Origin of the sequence: Kitasatospora sp. NPDC059722, from assembly GCF_042733235.1 — a bacterium.
Taxonomy (GTDB): Bacteria; Actinomycetota; Actinomycetes; order Streptomycetales; family Streptomycetaceae; genus Kitasatospora.
Map to the genome: position 1 here is coordinate 1 of NZ_JBHWGD010000264.1, position 2,287 is coordinate 2,287.

At 72.8% G+C, this 2,287-nt stretch carries 3 protein-coding genes; all 3 read left to right on the plus strand.

Features of this window, described 5'->3' with window-relative positions:
* Positions 1-123: 123 nt before the first annotated feature.
* Positions 124-921 carry a thymidylate synthase gene (locus tag ACFV4F_RS43140; protein ID WP_380511489.1) on the plus strand — a complete coding sequence of 266 codons (798 nt, stop codon included), beginning with the start codon at positions 124-126 and terminating at the stop codon, positions 919-921.
* A complete protein-coding gene (locus tag ACFV4F_RS43145) occupies positions 918-1,484 on the plus strand; it encodes a dihydrofolate reductase (RefSeq protein WP_380511492.1) in 567 nt (188 codons plus the stop codon). Before ACFV4F_RS43140 ends, ACFV4F_RS43145 begins: the two co-directional genes overlap by 4 nt.
* Before the next feature lie 173 nt (positions 1,485-1,657).
* Positions 1,658-2,257 (plus strand): SigE family RNA polymerase sigma factor, encoded by a 600-nt coding sequence (locus tag ACFV4F_RS43150; protein WP_380511495.1) that lies wholly within the window; start codon positions 1,658-1,660, stop codon positions 2,255-2,257.
* The last annotated feature ends 30 nt before the right edge of the window (positions 2,258-2,287 follow it).

Here is a 2,287-nt window from a genome sequence, read left to right on the forward strand (position 1 = left end):
GAGGGGGGGGGCCGCCCCCCCCCCCCACCTACGTACCTCAACCCCCCCGGGGCGGGGCGGGGGCCCCCCCCCGTCCTCCGGGTCGGTCCCGCCGACCAGCACGGACACGTACACTTACCGCTCGTGGCGGACACCCAGTACGAAGACCTGTTGAAGCACGTGCTCACCACCGGGACGGCCAAGGCCGACCGGACGGGCACCGGCACCCGGAGCGTCTTCGGACACCAACTGCGCTACGACCTCTCGCAGGGGTTCCCGCTGATCACCACCAAGAAGGTGCACCTGAAGTCCGTGGTGTACGAGCTCCTGTGGTTCCTGCGCGGCGACTCCAACGTCGGCTGGCTCCGCGAGAACGGCGTCACCATCTGGGACGAATGGGCCGGCCCCGACGGCGACCTCGGCCCCGTCTACGGCGTCCAGTGGCGCAGCTGGCCCGGCCCCGACGGCCGGCACATCGACCAGATCGGCCAGGTCCTCGACACCCTGCGCACCGATCCCGACTCCCGCCGGATGATCGTCTCCGCCTGGAACGTCGCCGAACTGGACGCGATGGCGCTCGCCCCGTGCCACGCCCTGTTCCAGTTCCACGTCGCCGACGGCAGACTCTCCTGCCAGCTCTACCAGCGCAGCGCCGACCTCTTCCTCGGCGTCCCGTTCAACATCGCCAGCTACGCCCTGCTGACCCACATGGTCGCGCAGCAGGTCGGCCTCGCGCCGGGCGACTTCATCTGGACCGGCGGTGACTGCCACATCTACGACAACCACGTGGAGCAGGTGACGGAACAGCTCGCGCGCACGCCGTTCGACTTCCCCGAGCTGCGCCTGCGGCAGGCCGACTCGCTCTTCGACTACGCCTACTCGGACGTGGAGGTGGTCGGCTACCGGCACCACCCGGCCATCAAGGCACCGGTCGCGGTATGAGCGGCGACACGAGCGGCGACACGAGCAGCGGTACGAGCAGCGGCCTGAGGATCGGACTGATCTGGGCCCAGACCCCGGACGGCGTGATCGGCGCGGACGGCACGATGCCGTGGCACCTGCCCGAGGACCTGGGGCACTTCAAGGCGACCACCCTCGGACACCCCGTGGTGATGGGCCGCCGCACCTGGGAGTCGCTCCCGGCACGCTTCCGCCCGCTTCCGGGCCGCCGCAACATCGTGGTCACCCGCAACCCGCAGTGGGCCGCGGACGGCGCGGACCGCGCCGGCTCCCTCGACGAGGCCCTCCACCTCGCGGCCGCGACACCCCGGGCCGACGCCGTCGCCGAGACCTGGGTGATCGGCGGTGGGCAGCTCTACCGCGCGGCCGTCGACCGCGCCGACACCCTGTCCGTGACCGAGATCGACCTGTCGGTCGACGGCGACACACACGCCCCGGCCATCGGCCCCGCCTGGACCGTCGCCGAGGACCACGGCCCGCGGGTCTCGGTGTCCGGCCTGCGCTACCGCATCCGCACGTACACGCGCTGCGACACCCTGGCCTGACCCGCGCCCCTGGGCCGCTTCCCGGTCGTCGAGGGCGCACCCGTGCCGCGCGGGCGCATGCCCCTCGAACGCCCGGCCCTCGAACGCCCGGAACCGTGGACGACCGCGAAATGTGGCGGGGCCGGGCAACCCGGCGCGTCGGGAGTGCGGTCTGGAGGGCTGAGGGGGTGCTGATGCACACAGAAGAAGAGGCCGACTTCCAGGCCTTCACCCGGACCAGGTGGGCGCACCTGGTACGAACCGCCTACCTGCTCACCGGCGACTGGCACCACGCCGAGGACCTGACGCAGACCGCGCTGGCCAAGGCCTACCGGTCCTGGCGGCGGGTCAGCCGGGCCGACAGCCCGGACGCCTACGTGCGCCGGATGCTGGTGTCCTGCAACAGCGACCGGTTCCGCAAGCGGCGGGTCGCCGAGCGGCTCACCGAGGCGCTGCCGGAGGTCGCCGCGCCGGGCGACACCGCGGGCCAGGTCGACCAGCGGCGCACGCTGCTGGACGCCCTGGCCACGCTGCCGACGCGGCAGCGGGCCGTCGTGGTGCTGCGCTACTGGGACGACCGGACCGAGGCGGAGGTCGCCCAGGCGATGGGCTGCTCGCTCGGCACGGTCAAGAGCCAGGCCGCCAAGGGACTGGCCAAACTGCGGGCTCACCCGGGGCTGGCCGTCGTACCCGCCGACCCGGGCCCGGGGGTTCCTCGCAGCCGTTCCGCACCGGGCCGGACGCCGTCCGGACTCGACGCTCGCATCACCACCACGACTGGAGGACGTCGATGACCCAACCGGATTTCGAGGCGGCGCTCCGCG

Excerpts from the sequence above, each read along its gene's own strand:
- ACFV4F_RS43145 (WP_380511492.1), top strand. The coding sequence starts at position 918 with ATGAGCGGCGACACGAGCGGCGACACGAGCAGCGGTACGAGCAGCGGC.
- ACFV4F_RS43150 (WP_380511495.1), top strand. The coding sequence starts at position 1,658 with ATGCACACAGAAGAAGAGGCCGACTTCCAGGCCTTCACCCGGACCAGG.